Source organism: Methanococcus maripaludis, from assembly GCF_013760955.1.
GTDB classification, from domain to species: Archaea; AGJL01; Methanococci; order Methanococcales; family Methanococcaceae; genus Methanococcus; species Methanococcus maripaludis_A.
In genome coordinates this window covers 1-24383 of the sequence record NZ_JACDUL010000001.1, presented here as the reverse complement: position 1 = coordinate 24383, position 24383 = coordinate 1, and the positions used below count along the sequence as shown (strand labels likewise).

Genomic DNA, 24383 nt, shown 5'->3' with positions numbered 1-24383 from the left:
CACCAGTATCTCCACTGTCTCCGGTTCCTGTGAACTCTAATAATACCTGAGTATATCCTCCAGACACGAAGTCAATTTCTGAAACGTACTGTGCTGAATCTACAAGATATATATTATAAGATGGATTTATTGCATAAGTTTCAGATTCAAATGAAAATGTAATTTCGTCCCCGGATGTCCCTGTAACAACTAGTTTGAGATCAAATAATCCCTTACCAAACTCTCCATCATCAACTTGCACTTGTCCACTTTCTACCCCGTTTACAAGTACTTGTAACGTTCCCGTTGCGGGAAGTCCATTAATAGATACATCCCCATAAAATGTATGGGGTAAGCTAGGAGCAGAATCTGCATAAGCCATATTCAAGCCGGAAACAAGTGCAAATACTAATAGTAATGTATATACTTTTTTCATCTTTACACCTCAAAGAAGAGGAATGGCTGAATTTTAATTTTTCAGCCATTATTAGTATTTACTGTCCACTAAAGTCACAGCTTGAGTCAGCATATGCCCAATATGCATTAGTTGGCACAAGTGGGCTGGATCCAGTTAATTTTATCCATCCACTGGAGCTGAATTCAAGTAATTTGCTAATTGGTGCACTTCCAATGAAATCATCACATGCTACTGTGTCGAATGATCCACCGTAAGTATTTACACCAACTAAGTTCCATCCTGAAGCTAATTGTATTTCAGGTGGGGTATCTGTAGGTAATAAGTCTTCTATGTATATCGGCATATCTCCTTCAAAGTTACCGATGTATACGTAACCTTCTAATGGTTTGAATTCCGTAACTTGTTCCCATCTTCCGTTAGTGTATTTTACAAAGGAACCTTCTGTAATACCTGCATCTATAATCATCTGTTCAGTATCTACTTTTCCAGGTACTGAAAACATTTTCAAGTTTTCAAGTTCGATTGTTCCTGAACTTTCTGATGTTCCTGAACTTTCAGGTACTGAAATTCCTTTTAATAATGCACTGCAGTCTACTATTGGGAAGCCGTGTGGGCCAAGTATTGCAGTCTGGTTTTCTTTGATTGATATTCCACTTGTTCCCGAAGCAATTGTATGGCCGGTACCTAAGTGTACTATAAGTCTATGGTCATTTGAGCTATCTTCTTCCATCCAAGCTCCTGTTCCAAAGCTTCCACCAGATATATCAAATCCATCTAATGGGCTTGCAGGATCGTAAGAATCGTTAATGCTTACTGTATCATTAAATGTTATGTATAGCGTAGTGCATGGTAAATAGCATGCAGTAACTATTGATACACACTCTCTTTCGATTTCAGGAGTTTCGTTTTCGTAGTATGGAGGTAATCCACTATTATTGATACATACTGCTCTTGTTTTGGTTGAAGCCATGTTATCGCAATCTTCGTCAAATGCGTAAGCAACGAGGCAGTAGCATCCATCTTCTAATGTTGTGGTATCCCACATGTAGCTCCAGAGTCCATCACTGCAAGTAATTTCATCTGAAATCATGGTTGAAATTCCTTCATCGATGTACCATAATTCGATAATATCGATTACAGGGCAGTTTTCAACTGTACCTCCAACTTCTATTGTACCGTTTTTAACTCCTGAGTTTATTGCAGGAGTGTCTAGGGTAATTCCTATATTATTGTCCACATCGATCATACTTGTGTCTGATGCGATTGCGCCTTCACATGGCCAGCCGTATGCTGAAACTTGTATTTCATAAAGGCCGTCCATTCCGCAAGTATTGAGATCGATTGTCCAGATCATACCATCGCAGTCACATGTTGTAGGAAGGTATATTGTTGAGACATCTGGGAATGAAGTCCAGTCTCCAAGTGGTAGGCCAGTAGGTTCGCATATTTCTCTGTATTCAAATTCAAGGTAGTCTAAGCATGCACATTCTACAGTACCTTCTATTGTAACAGTTCCTGCAACTGTAGATTCAGCTCCCGGACCAGTAATCTCTAGTATTACAAGATCTGGGTCGTGCTGCATGCATTCGTATCCAGTTGTTATTGTGGTGTATGTATTTCCGCAAGAGTACTCTGCTTCAGCATATATTTGTGTTGATGCTCCATTCAATACACATGGGTTAAAGCAAAGTCCCCATTCCCAGGTACCGTCACCAATGTATCTGAAATCTTCAGCAGGTACTTCCCCAATAAGTCCGAGACTTGTGGAGTATACTTTTACGCTTTCTACTCTTTCATCTACTGAACATCCTGTTAAAGTTCCCCTTATAGGTGCTTTATCTCCTGTTACGTAGTATACGCAACAGTCAGGACATGTTAGATCGATTTCGATAGCATTGTTTACATTAACCATTACATTGCTTTCGCTCTGGTCACATGGGCCAGTAACTACAGCTTTTAAGTATAATGGTCCATCTTCAAAGCAGCATGTGTTAAGCGGAGCTTTCCATCTTCCATCTTCTACATTTACATCGATATCTTCTTTGTAAAGCATCCAAGATGCGTTATCTTCAGATACATAGAAGTCTACATTTGAAACTCCAGCACCGACTGCTGTACCGTATACCCAGAAGTTATCGCATACGGTTTGTCCATCAATTGGTTTTGAGATTGTAACACCTGATGTGTCATCTACATAAATATCCATTACATATTCTGCACGTTCGAATGTTCCACATTCATCATTTTCACATGGTTCTACTACTGCTTTTATTTCGTAATGTCCATTATCTATACAGTTTACCATGCATGAAGTCCATGTTACATCCCAGTATGCATAGTTGTCATACCAGCAGAGATCCGGTAAGTTTGGATATAATGGATCTATTCCATAATCTGTAAAGTCAATGTACTGTTCACTGTTTTCCCAGCTCAAAAATGCACTGTCCATTGGCAACCAGTTTTCGGTACCATATTCTCTCCAGTAGAGGTCTACGTGGTCAGGCAGGCATACTTCATCAGCATCTGGCCAATTATTACATCCTGGCCAGCACCAACCGCCGCAACAGTCAGTATCTATCCAGACGAAACCTCTTATGACTTTACCGTTGTATATCGTATTTCCTTCGCAAGGATCAAATATATTAATCTCGAAGTCGTTGTAAATGCTTGTTCCAATAGGTTCAGATTCAAATTCTCCACAACCTCCTACTGCAACACCCCTTATTCTTACGTATCTTCCTTCTTCGTCCTGAATATCTTCTGGAGTACACCAGTCAGTTTCCCAGGTTCCTGATGTTAGGCATGCTCCATTGTAGGTCCATGTTATCGAACCTTCTGTACAGCTTGCATCTTTCCATTCATCGTCCCATTCAATGTATGAAGTTGGGCATCTAAAGTCATTGACATACACTTTGTGTCCAAAGTCATATTCGAGGGCTACATATTCAGGGTAATTTATCCAGCAAGTTGGAACTGTTATATTACCAAATGCAGTAACTGTTCCACTCTGAATGTCATATACTTTATAGTAATTATTTCCCATCCAGCATCCTTCGCATACGCAATCTTCAAGTTCGATTGTCAAGTTTCTTTCGTTGCAGTATGCAAACTCGACGGTGTCGTATCTGTATTCGTAGTAGCAGTCACATTTGTCTACAACTACAGCGTATACTTCGTAGCATCCTGAATCAAAATCACAAAATTCGCTTGTTGTAAATGTCCAGTTTGGCATTGTAGCATATGTACATCCAAGGTATTCCATATCATATAAAGCACATTTACAAATGTAGTTATCGTGGTCTTCAGGCTGTCCACAGATACATTCTGAAACGCCTGTTCCTGTGTCTTCATTTGATGGATATCCACAGTTTGGACAGGTATATCCTGTAACTATTCCACCGCATGCACCACATACAATAGGTTCCATTTCTGCACCGCAGTTTGGACAGATATTTTCACCCAACTCTTCGGTTTCTACCTCGAGTGTTACAATTTCTTCCCCATCGCATGCATTGCATGTTGGTGCACAACATGCACCGTCACAAAGTGTGAAGTTTCCTGTTTTTACTGCATAAAATTCAATGCACTGTGCAGCATTACAAGGATCATTTAATATACCTGAAAAAGTGATTGGCCCACAAAGTGTCATACCACATTCTGGTGTAACTGGTGCAGGGCATTCTATTTCAAAGCATACATCTTCTCTTATAATTTCGAGATATCCTACATATTCTTCACCTATCTGTACACCATTATATGTACAGTCATCGGTGCAGTCTGCGTAAGGTGTAGCAGTTATTTCGTAGCATCCTCCGCAGTAAAGGTTGTTAAATAATACGTCAAAGATATAGTCGCAGCACATTGCTTCTTCAAAGTCTTCTCTATCGACAATGTATGTCATTGTAGGCATACAATCTTCCTGAGGGCACCTCAAACAAGAGCCTTCTCCAGTGTAGTTTGCAGTTATTAAAATATAGTCAACGCAATCGCAGGATTCATTTAAACATCCTGCAATAGTTCCTCCGCAGGAAAGTGATTCTGGAAGTGCTAAACTTACAGCAACCCCTTTATCAAAGCATATGAATACAGGCTCTGAAGGGCATCCTACTTGCATATCACAGCCATCATAGAGTACTGCCCTTAATACGTAACAGCCATCAGTTTCACAACAGATAGGCCAGTCTAAACCCCATACTGCAGGACAGCTTCCGTTTAAAGTGTCATCGACACCTACAACGCTCCATCCTTCTCCATCATCTGCTTCAGGATTACCGCATTCGCAGTAACATTCACAGCATTCGCAGTCGGTATCTAATTGTTTATAATATACTTTAATATAGTCGGCACATCCCAATTCATCATCAACGCATGGTACGATTGTTCCGGTAATCGGTACTTCATCACACCACGTGGATGCGCATTCTGGTGAAGTAAAACTAATGTTAAAACATCTATCATCAGTACAGTTACAGTCTATGATTATAGTACCTGAACCACTTTCGCCATTACAAGGGCAAGTACCTATAGTGGTATCCACAATACCCATAACCCCTCCCATGTTTGAGAGAACCATAACAAGTACCAAGAATAGTGCTTGTCCTGATTTTTTATTCACAAAACCACCCCTGGTTTTATATTAGATGTATTTAAATGACCAATATATGGAGTGTCCCCTAAACAAGTTTTGAATAATCCTTTGAAAACTAAAATTTCCCCAAATTTTAGCATGTTTTCAAAATATCTTTATTTCCAAAACTGGTCACAAAATTCCAGTCAAATACTTTAATATTTCCCCTAAACAATGTCTCAAATTTTATTGTGATATATTACGCCCTTTACGATGAAATTTTTATGGCATATTATGCGCCCCTCTTCAATTTCCCCGATCAAATCTATGTTAAATAAACTTTTTAAACCTTTCGAAATTACCATTTTTAAAATAAAGATATAATAATTGATAATTAAAAGATTAAACTTAAAATTTAAATTTAAAGTTAAATTCAAATGTTGTATAATTTCAATTTAATGATTAAACTTATAAACTAAGATTTAATGTAATAACCCCAGTTATAAGATTTATAATATAAAATTAATCTTAAATAATCGGGATTTAAATGTTTTTAAGCGTTTAAAATCGAGTTTAAAAAACGAAATTTTCTTGGAAAAACCAATTAAATATGAATAAAATCAGGTATTTTTAATAAATATCTTTTAAAAATGTATTATTAAAAAAACTAATGCTTATTTTTTCTTTAATTTTAAATTAGGTTTTTTTATAACAAGGGGAATTCTTTCGACTTCAAATTTGTCTGATGTAGGGTAATATTCCGATATATATGCACTGAATTTAAAATCAAAGTTATTTTCCTTTAATTGATCGATTAAATCTTCTAAAATTTCGGGATTTAAGAATAATCTATCTTCTAAAAGCTCAAATTCTACATCATTTTCTTTTAGAATTTCAATTACTTCTGAAACATCAGTTAAATTTTTAAAATTAATAATTCCTTTTAATAAAAGACCTTCTTCCGTAATTTCTTCGTAAGGTTTTGCAACGTTTCTCGCACGATTTATTAGTCGGTTTTTCATTTGAACGCTGTCTTTTAACGAAGATGGGCAGAAATGAATTAGTAATTTTCCTTTAAAATTATCAATAACATATTTTGCAGTTTCAAAGCTTCCAGAAATTCTTGAAGTTGTATCGTCTTTTTCAGAAAATCCTCTATCCGTTAAAGCTTGGTAGTTTGTTTCAGAATATTCAAGTTCATTAATATTTAAGAATTTTACACCAATTTTATCAATGTCAAAAGCCAGATCTAAAATTTCTTTTTCAAAATTTGGAATTCCCGGAATTTCTACACCAACATCTTTGATATAACCTTTACAGAGTTTTAATTTGTTTAAAAAGTCCAATTTATCAAAATGTTCAAAATCATTGAATAATCTTGTTGAATGCAGTCTGATTTCATCAAGTCCCGCTTCATTCAATAATGTTAAATTCTCTTCACTGACAAACTTTGGTGTGGTGTATAGATGTGCGTGGAAATCATTTCCAAATTCTTCCTTCAAAGCTTTTAAATATTCAACCGTTCTTTCAATTTTTAAAAGCGGGTTTCCACCAGTTATCCCAACGCCTTTACTTCCGCAAAGATGTGCTTCTTCAACTGCTTCTTCAATTGAATTGATCTGCTTTTCATTTGCAAAAATTACGTCCTTTTTTTTTCTTTTTTCTGAAAGCGGGCAGTAATAGCAGGATTCTTCACAGAGTCCTGTAATATATAAAACCAGTTTTTCTCCTTTTATACAGTATTTACAGCCCAAAGCCATATCCTTCTCATTTAAATTTGATAAATCCATAAAAACACCTTAAAAAACGGTAATTTTGATCTTGTAAATTTTGAATAATATTTTAAAAAATAGTATTAAAATTTAGTATTTATATGCTATGTTAATTTATAATTGGCTGAATTTTAATGATTTTTTAAGTACTTCAACGTTTGTTTCACCGTATGACATTAATTTTCCGGTTCTAAGGTCGTTGATTGTAACAACTGCTGGAGCAAACATTCCTTTGTCAATTTTGTAGAAATCGTAGTTTGCTTCTTTGAATACTTCTAAGAATGGTTTTCCGTAAGTTTCAGCGGAACAGGATGGTAAGGATTTGCATAATTTTTCAATGTCGTCCCCTTCGTCGCTTTTAACGTAGTAGTAGGTTCTACCTCCGTAGAGAACCATATCGTTTGTAGCGCCCATCATTTTCAAGTCGTCTCCGATTACTGGAGCAACTGGAGCAATGCCTGCTGCAAATTTAACTTTTCTTACATCAAAGTGAAGAGCTTCTAACATTTTGTAAGTTCCGTTTTCTACAACTCTACCGCTGATTTGAACTGCCCCTACCATTGAAGCTGTTGGAGCAACGAGTAAGTAAACTTTTGAAACATCTACACCACATTTTTCAGCAACGTGGTCAGCAACGTTTTCATCAGGGAGTTGTGAAGATTCTAAACAAAGAATTGCAATATCTGCTTCGTCTCTGTAGTCAATTTCTTCGTAGGTTGCTTTTGGCATCATTGCTAATGCTCTTGCAGGTCCTGAACCCATTGCGAAGTATTTACCAACACTTACGCTCCATCCAGCTTTTTGTGAACCGAGTGTTGCAATTGCAGGGTGTGAGGTTTTAATTTTTACGCAGGGTAAAACGAGTTTGTTATCAAGGGATCCTGAAATGCTTATTCCAACGTGTGCAAGTCCGCCGAGACAGATTTTAGTAAATAATTTACCTGCTTCAAAGCTACCCATTACGTTTACACCACAGTCAAGCACTGTAGCTCCGTTTTCTAATGTAATTACTTCAAGGTTTAATTCTTCTTTTCTGTTGATCATATCTTCAACAATTGGTAATGAAGCTAAATTTACACTAAGCACTGTTCCACCTTTTTTATATTCTAATTTTTTTAGATATTTTTTAATTTTTATAACTTTTGATTTGATTTAAAAAAATGCCCTTAAAAAGACCGATTTACAAAGTTAGTGTATAACTCGGGCTGATAATAAGATATATATATTATATTGATTATTTGATTGATAGTCACACATGAAGTAGGAGTTGATTTTTTTGATTACCAAAGGAGATACAATAAAGGTAGATTACACCGGCAGATTTGAAGAAGGGGAAGTTTTCGATACCTCAGTAGAAGCTGTTGCTAAAGAAGAAGGAATCTTTGAAGAGGGAAGGCCATACATGCCTTTGGAATTTACTGTTGGGGAAGGACAGTTAATCCAAGGTTTTGAAGAAGCAGTTTTAGGCCTCAAAGTTGGAGAAGAAGTAACAGTTATAATCCCTCCTGAAAAAGGATACGGATTTAGGGACGAATCATTAATCGAAAGAGTTCCAATCGAAGCATTCGATGAAGCAGACTTTGAACCTGAAGAAGGAATGGTAATTGTTGCTGGTGACGAACCTGCGGTAATTTTGGAAGTTACTGATGAAGATGTAGCTCTTGACTTCAACCACGAATTAGCTGGAGAAACATTAAAATTTACAATAAAAATTGTAGAAAAACTTTAATTTTACTACTTAACAAAACATATCTTTTTTCAATATATTGCATTTTTAAGTATTTTTGGTGATTTTTATGGCTAGGACTAAAAAAGCTAACGATGAAGTGCCCACAGATTCCGATTCGTTGAAGTTAAAAGTTGCAAAACAGGCTGCAAAACTTGTAAAAGACGAAATGGTTGTGGGACTTGGTTCAGGCTCAACAGCAAATCTTTTCATTCAGGAACTTGGAAAAAGGATTGTTGAAGAAGAATTATACATTTACGGAGTACCTACATCTTTTGATTCAAGAATGGTTGCAAGCACCGCTGGAATTCCTTTGATTTCACTTGATCAGTGTGGGGAAATTGACCTTGCAATAGATGGTGCAGATGAAGTCTGTAAAAGTACCCTTGCACTCATAAAAGGCGGCGGCGGATGTCACACAATGGAAAAAATTGTGGACTACTATGCAAAAGAATTCATCGTTTTAGCAGATGAGGGAAAATTAGTAGATTCATTGGGGGATAAAACTCCAGTACCTTTAGAAGTAATTCCATTTGCATATTCTACAGTTTTAAACAAACTTTTAAAACTTAACACCGCACCTGCAATCAGATCAGGTTCTGGAAAAATGGGTCCCGTAATTACAGACAGTGGAAACATGATTATTGATGTATTCATGAGTATTGAAGATGCAGAAGAAACTGAAATCATGTTAAACAATATTCCTGGAGTTTTAGAGAACGGAGTATTTAGTAAATGTGATAAAGTACTTGTTGGAACTTCCAAAAAAGTAGAAATACTCAAGAAATAACGGGATTTTTTACCAAAAAACTCTTTTTATTTCAATTTCAAAAATAATGACCTTAATCTTTAAATATGATATCATTTAATCATATTATGCAATAGTTGAATTTACAGTTCTTTTTTATTTAAAACACGGCCAATGAGGTGAACCCATGTTTAGCGCCAAAAAATTATCTCCAACAGATAAACTTAGAAATATTTCATCAATGCTCGAAGAAATCGTAGAAGATACAACAGTTCCAAGAAACATTCGTGCAGCAGCAGATAACGCAAAAAATGCACTACACAATGAAGAACAGGAATTAATTGTAAGAAGTGCAACTGCAATTCAGTATTTAGATGATATTAGCGAAGACCCAAACATGCCTATTCACACAAGAACCCAGATATGGGGAATTGTAAGTGAACTAGAAACAATTAAAAATTAACTAAAAAATTAATTTAAATAAATTTTAAATTTAAACTTTTTTGAAATTTTAAAAGAGATTTTATTTTAAATTATTTATTATATAATTTAGCTGAGCTATTTCTTCTAAGACTTCAGTTTTTACGTAAGCTTCAGTTATATCTTTTCCAACGGTAACTATTCCATGGTTTTTTAAAATAATTGAATCTTCAACACATGATGAAACATTTTCTGCAAGTTCCAAACTTCCACATGGGGAATAGTCAACGTATGCTATTTTTTTAACAACAATTTCAGCTTCAGGAGTAAATAATTCCAGCTTTTTATCCAGTGCAGAAAATGCAGTACAGTACATTGAATGAGTGTGAACTATTGCATTTACACAATCTTTGTTTTGATATATTTTTAAATGCATATTCAATTCTGATGTAGGTTTTCCTTTTATGATGTTTCCATTCAAATCAACAATACAGACGTCTTCTTCATTTAAAAATCCTAAAATTGAGCCAGTTGGTGTGATATAAATATGATTTCCATCTCGAATGCTTACATTTCCACCCGAACCAACGACGTATTTTCTATCGTATAGTAAATGACATATTTTGATAAAGTTAATTAGATCCATAAAATCACCGGAAAGATAGGGAAAATTAATTATAAGTTATTTAATTCAAATGCTAAAGGAATTATTTCTTCAAGCCGGGTAACTGCAATTACTTCGATTCTTTCCGGGTCTATAACATCATCAAAGTTTGATTTTGGGATAATTACTCTTTTAAACCCGTATTCTTTAGCAGCATTTATTTTTTCGTTAACACCGCCGATCGCAAGAATTTCCCCGTTTAAATCAAGGCTTCCAGTTATACAGAAATCCTGTTTTAATGGAATATTTAATAGTGCTGAGATAATGCTTAAACATGCAGCGGCAGTTGCAGAGTCCCCATCAATTTTCGAGTACGATTGGCTGAACTGGATGTAAATGTCATGTTCTGCTAAATCGAGATCTTCTTTTTTAAGTTCTTCTTTAGCTTTTGCAATACTTAAGGTCCCATCTGAGACAAGTTTTTTAGATAGTGCTGAAGCAAGAGTAATGCTGTGTTTTGCAAGGTCCCCGCTGATATTTAGAAGGTTTGTTCGAGGGTGTTTTGATTTTACAATTTTTGTAATAATTTTTGTAACATCTCCAAGCCCGTCTGCACCCAAAACTGCAAGTCCATGAATTACTCCAATTTTTGGAACGTCATTTGAAACGATATTTTTATATCTTTTGAAATTTTTCAAATAATCAATTGCAACCTGTTTGGTCATGCTATATATTCCAGTACTTACAATTTCATTGATATGTTCAAGATCAATTACTGTTTCATCTTTCTTTTCAAGAACTGGGGCTTTTGAAACGGTTTTTTTAGGTGTTGTATCTTCAGTTTTTTTAGGTTTGAATTTTCCAACAACTTTCATAATTTTTTGAGTGTTTTTCTTTTCTACTGGTTTTTCAACTGATTTTACATTTACTTCAGGGGCTGATTCTTCTGACATTTCTTCAATGCTTTCGGAGAGTTCTTTGCCTGTTGCAATATCGTTTGCCATTTTGATAATGTTTGAGACCTGTCTTAATCTCAATGTAAGTTTGTTTTTTGATCCTGAAAGCAACTGCGCCATTTTAACGATTTCACAGCATGCTTCATAAGTCATAGGTCTTAAATTATTGTTTTTAATTTCCTGTACAATAAATTGGAGTAATTTATCTCTATTTTCCTGATTATTATCCATTTTATTTTTCAACACAACTTTATAGTCAATTCTATCAAGCAATGGTGCTCTTAGATTACTCGCATCGTCCATGTTTCCAGACATTATCAATGTTAAATCACATGGTATCGGGTTGGTTTCAACTGAAGCTCCACTCGAATTTGGATTTCTACCACTTATTGCAAGTTGTTTGTCCTGAAGTGCAGTTAAGATGTAATCCTGAACATCAACAGGCATGGTTTTAATTTCATCAACGTAGAGAATACCCTTGTGTGCTTCATGTATTGCTCCGAGAATTACTCTTTTGTGGGGCGGTGTTCCAATTGGGGGTTTTCCACCTAGTGGGCAGTGTTTAATGTCTCCAAGTAATTTTGTAGTGTTGTACGCACTTGCCCTTACAAGTGGCCTTTTTTTGCATTCGTAGAGCACCACAGGTTTTATATCTGCAGGGCTTACTGTATTTGGCATAGAAGCTTTTGTAGCTCCAAAAATATTTAGAAATAGTATTAAAAATACTAAAAGGGAGCCAATTACAGAGATTGCCGCAATTACTGCGAATTTGGATGAAGGATCAGACAATCCATTTAATATGTAGCTCAATACCAGTGAAGAGACAATAATTCCAAGTAATAGTGTAAATATGCTTGGAGGTTGCCTCATTAATTTTGGACTTTCTATCTGCATCGTTTCTTCTATTAAATGGCCCTCAATCAAGTCGATTATCGGTTTTTCCGAATTTTTCATATTGGGTCGCGCAATTAAAGAGTATGGTTTAAAATCGCTTGAATGTTCTAAAAGCTGACCAAAAGCTTTTACCATCATAGATTTACCAACACCCGGATCTCCAAGTAGTAATGCATGTCTTTTATTTTTTACAGCACTCAATACTATTTTGACCGCGTCATCCTGTCCGATAACCTGATTAATTAAGTTAGGGGATGGTTCTGGTAATTCATCAGTCGTGTTAAATTGTACTGAAAACATAATTCACCTGTTTTATAATAAAAAAGAATTAATTTCTTCAATTAATAATTTTGAAAATTCATCTGCTTTTTCTTTTATTAGTCCAGATAGTGGCACACCAAATTCAAGATCGGTTGGTTCTATTCCTACAATTAATATTTCTGTATCAATATGTGTATTAATGTATTTGATTATAATTGATAGCGGGAGTGAGTGAGTTGAAAATCCTGTTTCTGAAATTTCGTCACTTTCCACAATTCTTAAACTTCCGGGTTCTTGATGCATTAACGCAGCATCAATCATTATGATTTTGTCCGGATTTTCCTTTTTAATTACATCTGTGAAATTTTCTGGAACTACGCCACAATTCATCAGAATTAATTTGTTATTTACAGAATTTACTTCCTTTTCCAATGATAAACTTTCATAAGTTTTAGAATAATTTTTAAGTAAGGATTCAACGACATAAACGCCAAATCCATCATCACTTTTTAAATAGTTTCCAATACCAAGTATTGCAATTTTGTTGCTGTTTTTGATAAATGATTTAATAGTACTTTGGACGGTTTCCAAAAATCTCACCAATTTTATTTGGGGGTTTATCTCTTCTATATATACTAGATAATTGATTACAGTACTATATAAAAACTGCGTTTTGTTTAAGAAATAATCTGATTTAAGGTGTTTTTTTTGGAAAAAGTAGTCATCAGAAACGCTAGAAAAAATGATATTAATGAGATAATGAACATAGAATATGATTCATTTGATGAGGGTATTTCTGAAAGTAGAAATGCTTTTTTAAATCGGATACTCACGTTTTCGGATGGTTTTTTAGTTTTAGAAGTTAATTCCAAGGTTTCAGGATACATTTCTTCTGAAATCTGGGAATATCTTGAAAATATCGACGAAAAAATGTTTGATTTAGATCATGATATTAAAAAAGTTCACAATAGCAATGGATCGGAACTATACGTATCATCAATCGGAGTTTTAAAAGAACACCGGAAAAAAGGATACGGAAATTTGCTTTTTACTGAATTAATTAAAAGAATTACAAAAAAGTATAAAATTTCAAGCATGATCCTAACGGTTTCGGAAAAATGGAATGATGCGATCAAACTTTACGAAAAAAATGGTTTTAAAGAGATAAGTAGAATAAAAGAATTTTTTGAAGATGATGAATGTTCAGATGGCATTTTAATGAGAAAATATATTTAATTAATACCCTTCTCCAGGAACTACGGTTAATTGACCATTTAAGTCATGTATATGCGTGTTTACACCGTATACTTCCATAAGGTTTTGTGAATTGATTATTTCTTTTCCGCCTTCAGCAAAGATTTTCCCATCTTTTAACATCAGAAATTTATCGGAATATCTCAGTGCAAGGTTTATATCGTGCATCACGATGATTGAAGTAATATTTTGAGAAATTGATACATCTTTTAGTATTCTCATAACTTCAAGCTGGTTTTTCAGGTCGAGATTGTTTGTTGGTTCATCAAGAAGTATTAATTTTGGTTCTTGAACTAGCGCCCTTCCAATAATTACTTTTTGAAGTTCTCCGCCGCTGAGTTCATTCGTGTTTCTGAGTGCATATTTATCGAGATCGAGAAGTTTAAGCACGTTTTCTGTAATTTCAATGTCTTTTTTTGAGATTTCCCACTTAATATGTGGTTTTCTTCCCAAGAGTAACGCATCAAATACAGTCATGTAGTTTCCATTGGATCTCTGCGGAACGTAACCTACCTTTTTTGCCAAGTCAAGCCTGTCCATTTTATTTACATCTAAATTTTCAATAGTTATGGTTCCTTTTTTTGGAGGTAAGATTTTATTTATGCATTTTATAAGGGTTGACTTTCCGGCCCCGTTTATTCCAAGGATTGAAACGACTTCTCCTTTTTTTACTTCAAATTTAACGTCTTTTAAGATTTCAGTACTTTTATATTTGAACTCAACTCCATCTACTGAAACTATCATGTTTTCACCAGGATTAATCATTTATACATCTTCATTAATAAGTAAAGGAACATCGGAGCTCCCAAAAATGATGTTAAGATCCCTACTGGGAGAATTATTGGGGACATTATTGTACGTGCAAATGTATCTGCTAAAAGTACCAGTACTGCACCAAAGATACTACATAATGGAATTAAGTATCTGTAATCTCCCCCAACAGTTATTCTTACGATGTGCGGACATATTAATCCAACAAATCCAATAATTCCCAAGAATGCAACACAAACTGAAGTTACTAGGGATGCAACAAGCATTCCGGATAATCTTATTTTATCAGTATTAACACCAAGGGATTTTGCAGTTTCTTCACCGCTTTCAAGAGCGTTATAGTCCCATCTTTTATGTATGAAGTAAATAAGCGAAACAACTGCTACAAACGCCATGATTTTTACTTCTGGCCAGAGGGGTCTTCCAAGGTCACCAAATGACCAGTAAACCATTGCAGCTAACTGCATATCATCTGCAAAGTACTGTATAAGTGTGGTTGCAGCAGTAAATAATGAGGATATTGCAACCCCTGCAAGAATCATTGCTTCAGGACTTAATCCCTTTAATCTGGCAAGTAGTAATACTGCACAAACACCAAGCAATGAACCAAAGAATGCAAATACAGTTATTGAATAAGGGTTGTTTATTGCGATATGCCCGGTACTTTCAGCACCACCTATTCCAAGTGTAATTATTGCAACACATGCTCCAAACATTGCCCCGTGAGAAATACCCATGGTAAACGGGGATGCGAGCGGGTTTCTTAAAACACACTGCATTACTGCACCGGAAACCGATAGTCCGATTCCACAGAGAATTGCAGCAAATATTCTTGGAAGCCTAATATTCCATATAACGAGGTTTGAAGCAGCATCTCCAGAACCGAGTAGTGCATTTATAATTTGGTTGATCGATAAATGAAAATCTCCAGTACATAGTGCATAAATTGATATTATGATTAAGGCGATAATCAGTACAAAACCAAATATCAGTTTTTTCAAAGTATATTTTTTGTAATCATTAACAGAACTTTCCACATTATCCCTGCTTTGGTAATAAACTTATCAAATAAGTATTATTTTAACATATAAATAACTAATTAATCTTATCAAAAAATAAATTTTTAAAAAAATAGTATGAAAATTAGTTATTGGTTAGTTTGGTATATCCTGGAAACTGGGTTTCTAGTACTGAATAAACTGGTTTTCCAAGGAATTTTTCGTATATTTCATCAGCTTTTTCTTCTATATTTATATCCTCAAACTGTTCAGGATATATGGTTTTACCAACGAAATAAGCGTTTGCAATTCCTGTTTCTTTATTAAATGAATACCAGCAGTATGGTAAAACTCCGTAGATGTTTCCATTCTGAACTGCACTCAATCCTTGGTATGCAGGATCGTTTAAATCGTCATTTATTAGACTCATTGAAGATTCACTTGCGAAAATGTATTCTGGATCCCATTCAATGAGTTGTTCTTTGTTTATTGAAATTCCTTCACTGACATCTGATACTTCTGAAGCTACGTTATTGGCATTCAAGAGTTCAAATGAAGGCCAGTGTGGGTCAGTTCCATCAAGACCGTGAACTCCCATGTAAGGCCTTCCTGCAACGTAAACGGTAGGTCTTTCTTCATCTGGAATGTCTGCTACTCTGTTCGCAAGGTCCGCTTCATATTCTTTGATTATTGAGATTAATTCTTCAGCTCTGTCTTCTTTTCCTAAAACTTTACCCATTAACTCTAAAGTTTCATAGTACTTTTCGTTTTGAGCTTCAGTTCCAACTGTAGCAACGTAAACAATGACAACAGGAATTCCTGTTTTTGCTTGAATATCTTCTGCACTACCTGCACCCGAAGTTCCAACAAATATCACATCAGGTTGAAGTTTTGCAATTTCTTCAACGTTAACTGTGTTTCCTGCGTTAACAACAGTCAAATTCATTAATTCCGGATATGCGGCAAGATATGGGAGCTCTAAACCTGACGGGAAAGTTCCATCAGTTTTTTTTGCAGCTTCCCTAAATTCGATACCTACAACTTTATCTTGTGATTGAAGGTAAACGACTTCTCTTAATGCACAACTTAGTGCAATTATTTTTTCTGGATTTTGTGGAACCTCAACGGTTCTTCCAGCAGCATCAACAACTGTAATTGTAGTTATTTCTTCATTAGTTACTGTAGTGCTACTTGTAGATTCAGTACAACCGCAGGTTGCGACTGTTAAAATCATCAAGGAAGCAATAATTAACGTACCTATTTTTTTATACAAAATACCACCTGAGTTTTGTAATATTTTTTAAAGATAAGTATTATTAATACATATAATTTTCGATTATTTAACGATAATGTGCCAAATATCAAAAATAAATATTATTAAATGTATTACAAAACTCAAGCAGCATACTTACTGATTTAATAAGTCTAATTTTTTAAATCCCTCAAAATTTTCAGCCATTTTATAGTAAACAGCTTCGCCAACTAAAAATTCGTATATTTCATCAGCCTTTGCTTCTGGATTTACATCCGAAAATGCTTCAGGATAAAGAATTGATCCAATATAATATGAATCTGCCATTGCAGTATCAAGGTTTGTTGTATAGTAGTTAAATGGTAATATTCCGTAAACATTTCCATTTTTAAATGCATCAAGAGATTCGTAGTATTCCGGGTTTTTTTCGTAGTCTTCATATACGAGTGAGAGTCCCCCTTCATCGATAAAGATGAATTCTGGATCCCATTCAAGTATTTGTTCTTTGCTTAGGAATAAGTGTTCAGTGGATGCAACTTTTGCAACGTTTTCAGTGTTCAATGCTTCAAATGGGGGATATGCACCTTCAGTGCTGTCGATTCCGTGAACACCTTTATTACCTATTGCTCCAACGTAAATCGTTGGTTTTTCTTCATCAGGAATTTCAGCAGTTCTTTCATCTAGATCGTCCTGAATTCCAGTCATAAATGAAATTACTTCTTCTGCTCTTTCTTCTTTTCCAAGGATTTCTCCGGAAAGTGTCAGTGAGTCAAATATTGCATCATTTTTGAAGTTTCCAAGTGCACCGTAACTTAATACTACAACCGGAATTCCTGTTTTTTCTTGAAGTTCGTCAGCTTTATCTGCGTCCATGTATGTTATGAATATAACATCTGGCATTACATTTAGTACTTTTTCAGGGTCTGGTCCAACGTTGATATCTTGTGGGCCCCCGTTTCCAATTACTGCAAGTTCTGAGAATTCATCATGTGCAAGCCTGTATGGTCTTCCAATAAGATTTGTATTTTCAAATCCTTCAATACCGACCAAATATTCAGTCGCATCGAGGTAACAAATCAATCTTAAACAGCCTGGTCCAGAACAGACGATTTTTTGAACGTCGGCTGGAACTTCAACAGTTCTTCCAAGCAGGTCTACAATTTCAATAGTGTCGGCAACTTCAGACGCGCTTGATTCGCTACTTCCAATACATCCGGAAAATGCGACAACAAGCGACATCATAAGTGCCAATATAACAGATATTATTTTTTTATTCAATATACCACCTGAATTAATATATTCCAAAAAAAATTTGGTATCATTGTTACATAAAATTTTCGATATAGTATTACTAAAAATAAATTTTTTTAAAAAAATAGTAAGAGGATTTAATTATTTGTTAATTCAATATATCCGCCAAACTGGGTTTCCATTGCTGAATAAACTGGCTTTCCAAGGAATTTTTCGTATATCTCATCAGCTTTCGCTTCCGGATCGATATCTGAAAACTGTTCAGGGTATATGGTTTTACCAATAAAATAAGCATCCGCAATTCCCGAATCTTTATTGTACGAATACCAGCAGTATGGTAAAACTCCGTAGACATTTCCATTTTTAATTGCGCTCAATCCTTGATATGCAGAATCGCTTAAATCATTATTTATAAAACGCATTGAAGCTTCACTTGCGAAAATGTATTCTGGATCCCATTCAAGGAGCTGTTCTTTGTTTATTGTAAGTCCTTCACTAATATTCGATAATCCTGAAGCTATGTTATTGGCATTTATGAGTCTAAATGGGATCCATTGTGCGTCAGTTCCATCAAGACCGTGAGCTCCACAGTAGGGCCTTCCTGCAATGTAAACAGTAGGTCTTTCTTCGTCAGGAATATCTGCTACCCTATTTGCAAGATCAGTTTCATATTCTTCAATTATCGAGATTAATTCTTCAGCTCTTTCTTCTTTTCCTAAAATTTCACCCATTAGTCGTAAAGTTTCATAGTACTTTTCATGTTCAGCTTCAGTTCCAACTGCATTAACGTGAACGATAACAACCGGAATGCCTGTTTTCTTCTGAGTATCGTCGGCATATAATGCACCACTAGTTCCCATAAATATTATATCCGGTTGAATTTTTGTAATTTCTTCAAAGTTAATTGTGCTACCTGCGGTAACAACTGTTAAATTTATTAATTCCGGATATGCAGCAATATGTGGAATTTGAAACGCTGAAGGATAAATTCCATCACCTTTCAATGAACCTTCCCTAAATTCGATACCTATAATTTTATCCTGTGCTCGAAGGTAAACAACTTCTCTTGATGCACCACGTAATGCAATTATTTTTTCTGGATTTTTAGGGACCTCAACGGTTCTTCCAGCAGCGTCAACAACTGTAATTGTATTTGTGTTTTCATTAGTTTCTGTAGCGCTACTTGATGAGTCAGTACAACCGCAGATTGCAACTGTTAGAATCATCAAAAAAGCAATAATCAACGTACCTATTTTTTTATTCAATATACCACCTGAATCAATACTTTCTAAAAATGAGGTATTGTTGTTACATAATGGTTTCGATCTAATCTATATTATTTTATTAAAATGAAACCTATCTTGAATAGTGTTGTTGATAGCAGGTAAAATTCAGTAAAAAAAGAAAAAAGAATTTATTGGCTCGAAAAGTCCAAGTTTTCAAATCCACAGTAGCTTTCAGTCATTTTATCGTAAACAGCTTCGCCAACTAAGAATTCGTATATTTCATCAGCTTTTTCTTCGATATTTATATCGGAGAACTGTTCAGGGTATACTGTTTTTCCGATATAGTAAGCATCAGCCAATGCAGTACCGTAGTTTGTAGTGTAGGAGTTGTATGGGAACTGCGTGTACACTTTTCCATTTTCAAATGCACCAAGTGATTCGTAGTATTCTGAACTTTTATCGTAGTCTTCTTTTATCAATGAGTAACTTCCAGTATCAATGAATATGATATCAGGATTCCATTCTAAAAGCTGTTCTTTACTTATGAATAATTGTTTTTCTATTCCCAGGGAGCTAGCAACGTTATTTGCATTTAATGCAGCGAAAGGAGCGTAGTTACTTGACGTACTGTCAATTCCATGAGCACCTTTTGCACAGAGCCCTCCAATATATACTGAAGGTTTATCTTCATCTGCAATATTTTCAGTTCTTGTTAAAAGGTCGTTTTCAGCATCTGCAAAGAAATCGATTACATCTTGAGTTCTTTCTTCTTTTTGGAAGAGTGTTCCAAGTAAGTTTAAACAACCAACGAAGTCTTCATCATGGAATGAGTTAACTTCACCATAATTTAAGATTACAACAGGAATTCCGTACTGTTCCTGAAGGTCGTTAGCTCTATCTGCATCCATGTAAGTAATAAAAATAACTTCCGGAGCTGCACATATAACCTGTTCAGGGTATGGTCCAACACCGATTTCTTTTCCACCACCAAGTCCGGTCATAGGTAGTGATTGGAAGAATTCAACATTTGCAAGTTGATATGGTCTTCCAGATATATTATTCTGTTCTGTGGATTCGATACCTACAAGTTTGTCTTGTGCTTGTAGATAAGTTACAAGTCTAAGACATCCTGGTCCAGAACATACAATTCTTTGGATATCTGCAGGAACTTCAACAGTTCTTCCAACCATATCTACAATTTCAACAGTTTTAGCAACTTCGCCTGAGGATTCAGCAGTGTTATCAACACATCCTGAAAAGCTAAGTGCAATCATCAACGAAATCAAGGCCGATAATACCCCTAATTTTTTCAAAATTTCACCCAATATTATCAATGTTCTAAAAATATGATAAATATCATACTTTTAAAATACATGTAATAATTGATACATATATTTTTCGATTAAAATATTACAAAAAAATCATAAAATTCAGTTAAAAAAAAGAAAAAAGAGGATGCATTAGTTTGAAAAGTCTAACTTTTCAAATCCGCAGTAGCCTTCAGCCATTTTATCGTAAACAGCTTCGCCAACTAAAAATTCGTATATTTCATCAGCTTTTTCTTCTACATTTATATCAGCAAACTGTTCGGGGTAAACGGTTTTTCCGATATAGTAAGCATCAGCTAATGCAGTACCGTAGTTTGTAGTGTAGTAGTTGTATGGGAACTGTGTGTACACGTTTCCATTTTCAAATGCGCCAAGGGATTCGTAGTATTCTGAATTTTTATCATAGTCTTCTTTTATCAGTTCATAGCTTCCGGTATCAATGAATATGATATCAGGATTCCATTCTAAAAGCTGTTCTTTACTTATGAATACTGATTTTTCTACTCCAAGGACGCTAGCAATGTTATTAGCATTTAATGCTGCGAAAGGAGCGTAGTTACTTGAAGTACTGTCAATTCCATGGGAACCTTTGTTACAGAGTCCTCCAATATATACTGAAGGTTTATTTTCATCTGCAATATTTTCAGTTCTTGTTAAAAGGTCGTTTTCAGCATCTGCAAAGAAATCAATTACTTCTTGAGCTCTTTCTTCTTTTTGGAAGAGTGTTCCAAGTAAGTTTAAACAAGCAACGAAGTTTTCATCATGGAATGAGTTAACATCACCATAAGTTAAGACTACAACAGGAATTCCGTATTGTGTTTGAAGGTCGTTAGCCCTATCTGCTTCCATGTACGTAATAAAGATAACTTCTGGAGCTGCACTTATTACCTGTTCGGGGTAAGGTCCAACACCGATTTCTTTTCCACCGCCTGCTCCAGTCATGGGTAGTGATTGGAAAAATTCAACATTTGCAAGTTGGTAGGGTATTCCTGAGGTATCTGCCTGCTCTATAGATTCAACACCGACAACCTTATCCTGTGCCTGAAGGTAAGTTACAAGTCTAAGACATCCTGGTCCAGAACATACAATTCTTTGAATGTCTGCAGGAACTTCAACAGTTCTTCCAACCATGTCTACAATTTCAACAGTTTTGGCAACTTCGTTTGAAGAGTCAGCAGTGTTGTCAACACATCCTGAAAATCCAATTGCCATCATAAGCGATAAAATAATGGCTAAAATTCCAGTTTTTTGCAATTTTCCACCTTAATATATAAGTGTTCTAAAAATTAGTATTTATCATACTTTTAAACTACATGTAATAATTAATACATAAAATTTTCGATATGATATGAGTTATTGGTTAAAATTTAAAAAAAATAGTATTTAAAAACAAAAAAGAATTATTTAATTTTTTTAGCAACTGTAATTATACTTGGAGTTAACTCTTCATCGAAATCGGATATTTCAGAAACCGACTTAGTTTCGAGAATTTCAAATCCTAATGTTTCTAAATGCGAGAGATAACCTTCAAAATCAAGGTCTTGTTCAAAAGTGTACCTTAAAGTTCCTTTTCCATTGCCGTTAAAGCTGTTAAAGTTCCATTCCATATTATTTAGGGTATCTTCTACATCATGAGTTTCTTTTTGATATATCTGTTTTATAATATAGAGTCCTCCCATGTTTAATGAATTATATATCTTTTCAGCAACTTTTGGATTTTTTCCGCCAGGATTATACGAATTAAAAACTACGTCGTAGTTTTCTCCAATATTATCTGTAAAGAGATTTCCCGGTATCGTGTTAACGTTTTTAGCATTGTATTTTTCTATGAATTTTTTGGTTTCGAATGTAACTGGGGGTATATCAAAAACAAATCCATCTAAATTTTCATTTAGCATTCCAAGGCTTATTGCATAGAGCCCATGGCCTCCAGCAATATCGAGAAGTTTTTTTGCAGTTTTAAATTCTGGAAATTTGTAGATATATTCTACGGTTTTTTGAAGTTCCCAAACTTTACAGTCATTTGCCATTATTTTAATTAGTTCTGGGAAAAATACGTTTTCTACAACGTTTTGTTTAGAACTCTTCATCATTTCGGATAAATTCACCCACATGCCAATACTTTTAAATGAAGCGGAGATTGAAATGCTTTTTGAGTACGTTGAATCCATTTTTAAATAAGTATCACTTGCAGTTGTATTGATGTAGTGGGTTTTGCCATTTTTTGAAGCTACTGAAATAATTCCAAGTTCATAAAGTGATTTTAACATCAATTCGGTTAAAACAGGATCTAGATCTAAAATCGAGGATAATTCTTCAGAGGTTTTTGCTTCAGTCAAATAATCGAATATTTTTAATTCGAGTGCAGTTGTTAAAAGGTAGAATTTTTGGGCTCCAAAATATGTTTCACTCATTATTTTATCGATTTTTTCAGGGCTTTCATCGGGAAGTGGGAATGAATTTTGATAGTTTTTAGTAGTCAAAAAAATCACCCGTTTTGTTATGTTTTTTAAAAATAGATTAAAACGGATATATATATCTATTCATACTAATTTCATAAAAATCATACTAAATTATATATTTAAATTATTAAATATATTTTAGTTAAAAAAATAAAAAGAATTATTTAATTTTTTTTGCGACAATAATGTTGTTTGGAAACATTTCTTCGCTAAATTCGATTAATTCATACACCGGTTTAGTTTCGAGAATTTCAAATCCTAGCTCTTCAAGATATGAAACATACTCTTCAAAAGTAAGGTCTGTATCAAATGTATATCTTACAAGTCCTTTTCCGGTAGCGTTAAAACTGCTAAAGTTCCATTCCATGTTATTTAAGTTATCTGACGTACTTTGCGAGGATAATTTTGGAAATGCCTGTTTTGTAACGAATATTCCCCCTAAATTCAGGGCCCGATATACTTTTTCAGCAACTTTTGGATTTTTTCCGCCAGGATTATACGAACTAAAAACTACGTCGTAGTTTTCTCCAAATTCATCTGTAAAGAAATTTCCCTGTACGGTATCAACGTTTTTAGCATTGTATTTTTCTATGAATTTTTTGGTTTCGACTGTAACTTCAGGTAAATCAAAAACAAATGCATCTAAATTTTCATTTAGCATTCCAAGACTTATTCCATAGAGCCCATGGCCTCCAGCAATATCGAGGAGTTTTTTTGCAGATTTAAATTCTGAAAATTTGGATACATATTCAACAGTTTTTTGAAGCTCCCAACATTTGGCATCGTTTGCCATTCTTTTAATAATTTCTGGGAAAAATACATTTTCCATAATTTCGCTTTTAGAGCTGCCCATTATTTCGGATAACTTTACCCATCTATCCATACTGTTAAATGAAGCAGAAATTGACGGGGCTTTTGAATATTTTGAATCTGTTTTTAAGTAATTATCACTTCCATTTGTATTAATGTAGTGAGTTTCCCCATTTTTTGAAGCAATTGAAATAATTCCAAGTTCATAAAGTGATTTTAACATCAATTCAGTTAAAACAGGATCTAGATCTAAAATTGAGGATAATTCTTCGGAGGTTTTTGGATCAGACAAATAATCGAATATTTTTAATTCGAGTGCAGTTTTTAGTAAGTAAAATTTCTGCGCTCCAAAATACGCATCACTCATTATTTTATCGATTTTTTCAGGGCTTTCATCGGGAAGTGGAAATGAATTTTGATATTTTTCCGTAGTCAAAAAAATCACCAGTTTTGAAAATATTTTTTAAAAATAGCTTAAAACAAATATATATAATTATTCACACTAATTTTATAAAAATCATACAAAACTATATATTTAAATTATTAAACATAATCTAGGTTAAAAAATAAAAAAAGAATTATTCTTTTAAGTCAGTGTAGCAGAACCACCAGTCGTAACCTTGTAGTTCTCCGCTTTCAATTGCATCAAGTCGTTTTTTTCGACCATCCATATCTTTTGCAGGAGG

Annotated in this window: 19 protein-coding genes and 1 pseudogene; 4 read left to right on the top strand and 16 right to left on the bottom strand. The window is 34.5% G+C overall.

What is annotated here, in order from left to right; genetic code table 11:
• The 4 genes and pseudogenes from HNP90_RS09365 to mch form a co-directional block, all read right to left on the bottom strand.
• Positions 1 to 415: pseudogene (locus HNP90_RS09365) on the bottom strand (surface protein, anchor region); the annotation flags it as partial.
• 58 nt (positions 416 to 473) lie between these two features.
• Positions 474 to 5012 carry a zinc ribbon domain-containing protein gene (locus HNP90_RS00100; RefSeq protein WP_011976841.1) on the bottom strand — a complete coding sequence of 1513 codons (4539 nt, stop codon included), beginning with the start codon at positions 5010 to 5012 and terminating at the stop codon, positions 474 to 476.
• Between the two features lie 626 nt (positions 5013 to 5638).
• Positions 5639 to 6754, bottom strand: coding sequence for a radical SAM protein (locus HNP90_RS00095; RefSeq protein ID WP_011976840.1), 1116 nt, complete (start codon positions 6752 to 6754; stop codon positions 5639 to 5641).
• Positions 6755 to 6850: 96 nt separating this feature from the next.
• Positions 6851 to 7822 carry a methenyltetrahydromethanopterin cyclohydrolase gene (gene mch, locus HNP90_RS00090; protein WP_011976839.1) on the bottom strand — a complete coding sequence of 324 codons (972 nt, stop codon included), beginning with the start codon at positions 7820 to 7822 and terminating at the stop codon, positions 6851 to 6853.
• 190 nt (positions 7823 to 8012) lie between these two features.
• Here mch and HNP90_RS00085 point away from each other — a divergent pair, with 190 nt between their 5' ends.
• From HNP90_RS00085 to HNP90_RS00075, 3 genes are all read left to right on the top strand, one after another.
• A complete protein-coding gene (locus HNP90_RS00085) occupies positions 8013 to 8465 on the top strand; it encodes an FKBP-type peptidyl-prolyl cis-trans isomerase (RefSeq protein ID WP_011976838.1) in 453 nt (150 codons plus the stop codon).
• Between the two features lie 67 nt (positions 8466 to 8532).
• Positions 8533 to 9252 (top strand): ribose-5-phosphate isomerase RpiA, encoded by a 720-nt coding sequence (rpiA, locus tag HNP90_RS00080; RefSeq protein WP_011976837.1) that lies wholly within the window; start codon positions 8533 to 8535, stop codon positions 9250 to 9252.
• 145 nt (positions 9253 to 9397) lie between these two features.
• Positions 9398 to 9673 (top strand): UPF0147 family protein, encoded by a 276-nt coding sequence (locus HNP90_RS00075; RefSeq protein ID WP_011868172.1) that lies wholly within the window; start codon positions 9398 to 9400, stop codon positions 9671 to 9673.
• A gap of 60 nt (positions 9674 to 9733) precedes the next feature.
• Here HNP90_RS00075 and fucA read toward each other — a convergent pair whose 3' ends face one another.
• The 3 genes from fucA to hycI are packed head-to-tail and all read right to left on the bottom strand — an operon-like array spanning position 9734 to position 12936.
• Positions 9734 to 10276, bottom strand: coding sequence for an L-fuculose phosphate aldolase (gene fucA, locus HNP90_RS00070; RefSeq protein ID WP_011976836.1), 543 nt, complete (start codon positions 10274 to 10276; stop codon positions 9734 to 9736).
• A gap of 29 nt (positions 10277 to 10305) precedes the next feature.
• On the bottom strand, positions 10306 to 12384 hold the full coding sequence (gene lonB, locus HNP90_RS00065) for an ATP-dependent protease LonB (protein ID WP_011976835.1): 2079 nt from the start codon (positions 12382 to 12384) through the stop codon (positions 10306 to 10308).
• A 12-nt stretch (positions 12385 to 12396) separates the two neighbouring features.
• Positions 12397 to 12936, bottom strand: coding sequence for a hydrogenase maturation peptidase HycI (gene hycI / locus HNP90_RS00060; protein WP_011976834.1), 540 nt, complete (start codon positions 12934 to 12936; stop codon positions 12397 to 12399).
• Positions 12937 to 13053: 117 nt separating this feature from the next.
• Between hycI and HNP90_RS00055 the strand changes: the two genes are divergently transcribed.
• Positions 13054 to 13581: a GNAT family N-acetyltransferase gene (locus HNP90_RS00055; RefSeq protein ID WP_011976833.1), complete on the top strand. Its 528-nt coding sequence runs from the start codon at positions 13054 to 13056 to the stop codon at positions 13579 to 13581.
• Here HNP90_RS00055 and HNP90_RS00050 read toward each other — a convergent pair whose 3' ends face one another.
• From HNP90_RS00050 to HNP90_RS00010, 9 genes are all read right to left on the bottom strand, one after another.
• On the bottom strand, positions 13582 to 14343 hold the full coding sequence (locus tag HNP90_RS00050) for an ABC transporter ATP-binding protein (protein ID WP_011976832.1): 762 nt from the start codon (positions 14341 to 14343) through the stop codon (positions 13582 to 13584).
• A 17-nt stretch (positions 14344 to 14360) separates the two neighbouring features.
• A complete protein-coding gene (locus tag HNP90_RS00045; RefSeq protein ID WP_011976831.1) occupies positions 14361 to 15407 on the bottom strand; it encodes a FecCD family ABC transporter permease in 1047 nt (348 codons plus the stop codon).
• A gap of 106 nt (positions 15408 to 15513) precedes the next feature.
• Positions 15514 to 16641 carry an iron ABC transporter substrate-binding protein gene (locus HNP90_RS00040; protein WP_011976830.1) on the bottom strand — a complete coding sequence of 376 codons (1128 nt, stop codon included), beginning with the start codon at positions 16639 to 16641 and terminating at the stop codon, positions 15514 to 15516.
• Positions 16642 to 16776: 135 nt separating this feature from the next.
• On the bottom strand, positions 16777 to 17898 hold the full coding sequence (locus HNP90_RS00035; RefSeq protein WP_011976829.1) for an iron ABC transporter substrate-binding protein: 1122 nt from the start codon (positions 17896 to 17898) through the stop codon (positions 16777 to 16779).
• A 110-nt stretch (positions 17899 to 18008) separates the two neighbouring features.
• Complete coding sequence (locus HNP90_RS00030; protein ID WP_011976828.1) at positions 18009 to 19136, bottom strand: iron ABC transporter substrate-binding protein; 1128 nt, start codon at positions 19134 to 19136, stop codon at positions 18009 to 18011.
• A 149-nt stretch (positions 19137 to 19285) separates the two neighbouring features.
• Positions 19286 to 20410 carry an iron ABC transporter substrate-binding protein gene (locus tag HNP90_RS00025; RefSeq protein ID WP_048060409.1) on the bottom strand — a complete coding sequence of 375 codons (1125 nt, stop codon included), beginning with the start codon at positions 20408 to 20410 and terminating at the stop codon, positions 19286 to 19288.
• A 147-nt stretch (positions 20411 to 20557) separates the two neighbouring features.
• On the bottom strand, positions 20558 to 21679 hold the full coding sequence (locus tag HNP90_RS00020; RefSeq protein WP_011976826.1) for an iron ABC transporter substrate-binding protein: 1122 nt from the start codon (positions 21677 to 21679) through the stop codon (positions 20558 to 20560).
• Positions 21680 to 21825: 146 nt separating this feature from the next.
• A complete protein-coding gene (locus HNP90_RS00015; protein WP_011976825.1) occupies positions 21826 to 22908 on the bottom strand; it encodes a methyltransferase family protein in 1083 nt (360 codons plus the stop codon).
• Positions 22909 to 23047: 139 nt separating this feature from the next.
• On the bottom strand, positions 23048 to 24133 hold the full coding sequence (locus HNP90_RS00010) for a class I SAM-dependent methyltransferase (RefSeq protein ID WP_011976824.1): 1086 nt from the start codon (positions 24131 to 24133) through the stop codon (positions 23048 to 23050).
• Positions 24134 to 24383: the final 250 nt, after the last annotated feature.